The 3,052-nt window shown below is 62.5% G+C and carries 3 protein-coding genes; 2 read left to right on the top strand and 1 reads right to left on the bottom strand.

The genetic code is table 11. The annotated features are described in order from the left end of the window. Positions 1–277: 277 nt before the first annotated feature. A complete protein-coding gene (locus tag RMO40_RS03305; protein WP_309716287.1) occupies positions 278–808 on the top strand; it encodes a hemerythrin domain-containing protein in 531 nt (176 codons plus the stop codon). A gap of 291 nt (positions 809–1,099) precedes the next feature. Here the strand turns inward: RMO40_RS03305 and RMO40_RS03300 are convergent, their stop codons facing one another. Then, positions 1,100–1,477: a response regulator gene (locus RMO40_RS03300; protein WP_309716283.1), complete on the bottom strand. Its 378-nt coding sequence runs from the start codon at positions 1,475–1,477 to the stop codon at positions 1,100–1,102. Between the two features lie 344 nt (positions 1,478–1,821). On the opposite strand from RMO40_RS03300, the gene RMO40_RS03295 reads away from it, so the two are divergent. Next, the coding region (locus RMO40_RS03295; protein WP_309716280.1) for a HAMP domain-containing protein at positions 1,822–3,052 on the top strand (1,231 nt) is incomplete at its 3' end.

The following is a 3,052-nucleotide window of genomic DNA, read 5'->3' as shown; positions in this document are numbered from 1 at the left end:
GAGAGGTGGCAGAGTGGTCGAATGTACCTGACTCGAAATCAGGCGAACCGCAAGGTTCCGAGGGTTCGAATCCCTCCCTCTCCTCCAGTCAAAAAGCCCGCCTCGTGCGGGCTTTTTCATGGCCCTGTCGACCGTTCGAATCGCGGAAGTCAGCGCTGGCGTGCCAGCCCTGTAGGAATTTTCCTGTTCTTCTGACAGGGGCCTGTTCGACGCGGGGAATCGTTTCTACGCTTGAGGCACTCAGTCGCATTTCGCGCTGTCCTCAACCGGAGTCATCATGCCCACCACCTCCTCGCAAGCCCGCAAAAAGCCCGCCAGCCCGCCTTCGAACACCACCCGTGCGCCCGATGCACTGAAGTTGCTGATGGACGACCACAAGGAAGTGAAAGCGCTGTTCCAGGCCTATGAAAAACTCGTCAAGGCGCAGGCCACCGATGAGAAGAAGCAGGCCATTGCGCAGCAGATCTGCACCGCGTTGACCGTGCACGCCACCATCGAAGAAGAGCTGTTGTACCCGGCCGCCTATGACGTGTTGAGCGAGGACGATCTGGTCGATGAGGCCACGGTCGAACACGCGAGCGCCAAGGATCTCATCGCCCAGATCGAAGGCATGGAACCCTCTGACGACCTCTACGACGCCAAGGTCAAGGTGCTCAGCGAATACATCGAGCACCACGTCAAGGAAGAAGAAAAAGAGATGTTCCCCAAGCTGCGCAAGACCGAGCTGGACCTGAAGGAACTGGGTGCCTCGATGAAGCTGCGCAAGACGGCGCTGCTGGCCGACGTCGAAGCTTCGCCCGTTCACTGACGGCCCAGGCGATGCCATGAAAACAGCCCCCCATCTGGCCCTGGGTCTGACCACCTGCGCCGCTCTGGTGGCGGGCTACGTCTTGGTCACGCAGGATCGTGCGTTGTTCGAACCCGGTCAGGCTCAGCCGCTCGTGTGGGGCGTGAGTCCGCAGGGAGCCATGCCTGCGCAAGACGTGGGATTCTCCTTGAGGCGGGCCCGGTCGAAGGAGGCGGCCGGTCATGCGCCGCCAGCAGCATCGCCGGCCACGAGGGCGGCGCGGCCGTGACACGCGCCTGCGCCCATCGAGGCTCAGGTGACCGGGGTTCGGATGCGCTCGGCAATGTCGTCGATCAACGCGTCCATCTCTTCGGGTTCGAAGGGTTTGAGCATCGCCCGGACATGCGGACCGAACATGCGCACCGAGTCGCCGAACTCGTAGCCTGAAAGCAGCACCACCCAGCGCTCGGGTTTGACGGCCAACAGCTTGCGAGCGAGGTCGGTACCCGACATGCCGGGCAGGCTGACGTCGGTGATGACGATGTCGAACTCCCGCTCCGCCAATACCTCCAGCGCCTCTTCGGCCGTGGCGCAGCTCATGACTTCGCGCTCTGGCCCCTCGAGCAGCATGCTGATGGTGGTGCGCAGGTCTTCGTTGTCTTCGACATAAAGAAGAGTGACAGCTGTCAAAGAGGGACTCCGGCGACAAAACAGCGAAAAGTCTACGCTGATACACGCGCTCACGGCGAACCGACTGCCCGCGACCGCCAGCGTTTTTCCAAACGCTGCGGTGGTTGCGACAGGGGCGGCTTCCGGCGGTGTAGGCGGATTCCTACAACAGGTATCGGAATCGTCCTTCAAAACGACGCGTGGCAAAAACCCTAGGCTTGAAAGGTCGCGAATGACAGGAGCAGGTCAGCCCCGTTGTCGGGGACTCGGCCGGAGGGTCTGCGGCCCATTCAGTCCAGTTATTTTCATCGTCGCGCCCGCAGGCGGCTTGCGCGCTTGTGTGGCATCACCACAAGGCTTAGCCCATGAAAGTCATCGAAAACGCAGCCGTCGCCGCCCCTGAGCGCGAAATGGCCACCTTGCTGGCCGCCTTGACACAGCTGCGCCGAGGCGACGCCAGCGTGCGGTTGCCGGCGCACTGGGAAGGCTTGCCGGGCAAGGTGGCCGATGTCTTCAACGACATGGTGGAGCAGAACGAAGCCCTGGCGGCCGAGCTGGGCCGGCTGCGGCAGGTGGTGGGCAAGGAAGGCAAGCTCAAGCAGCGTGCCTCGCTCAGCGAAACGCGTGGTTTCTGGGGCGCGTCCATCGACTCCATCAACGCGCTGATCGACGACCTCGTCCACCCGACCAGCGAAGTGGCGCGGGTGATCGGCGCCGTGGCGCAGGGCGACCTCTCCAAGAGCATGGCGCTCGAAGTCGAAGGCCGCGAGCTCGAAGGCGAGTTTTTGCGCACGGCCAAGACCATCAACAAGATGGTGGAGCAGCTGGGCAACTTCTCTGCCGAAGTGACCCGCGTGGCCCGCGAGGTGGGCACCGAAGGCAAGCTCGGCGGCCAGGCCAAGGTGAAGGGCGTGGCGGGCACCTGGAAAGACCTGACCGACTCGGTGAACTCGATGGCCGGCAACCTCACCGACCAGGTGCGCAACATCGCCGACGTGACCACCGCAGTGGCCAAGGGCGACCTCTCCAAGAAGATCGATGTGGACGTGAAAGGCGAGTTCCTCACGCTCAAGAACACCATCAACACCATGGTGGACCAGCTGCGTTCGTTTGCGTCTGAAGTGACACGCGTGGCGCGTGAGGTGGGCACCGAAGGCTCGCTCGGCGGCCAGGCCCGGGTGGAAGGTGTGTCGGGTACCTGGAAGGACTTGACCGATTCGGTCAACTCGATGGCTGGCAACTTGACGTCGCAGGTGCGCAACATCGCCGACGTGACCAAGGCGGTGGCGGCGGGCGACCTCTCCAAGAAGATCACGGTCGACGTGAAGGGCGAGATTCTGGAGCTGAAAAACACCGTCAACACCATGGTGGACCAGTTGCGAAGCTTTGCCGCCGAGGTGACGCGTGTGGCGCGCGAGGTGGGCACCGAAGGCAAGCTGGGCGGCCAGGCCGACGTGCAGGGTGTGGCCGGCACCTGGAAAGACCTGTTTTTGTCTGTTAACTCGATGTCCGTGAACTTGACATGTCAGTTGAGTATCTACGCCGAGGTGTCAATTGCGTTGTCGGCGGGTGACCTGTCCAAGAAGATCACGGTCG

Source organism: Rhizobacter sp. (assembly GCF_031412075.1).
Lineage (GTDB): Bacteria > Pseudomonadota > Gammaproteobacteria > Burkholderiales > Burkholderiaceae_C > Rhizobacter.
This window is presented reverse-complemented; position numbering and strand designations above follow the sequence as displayed.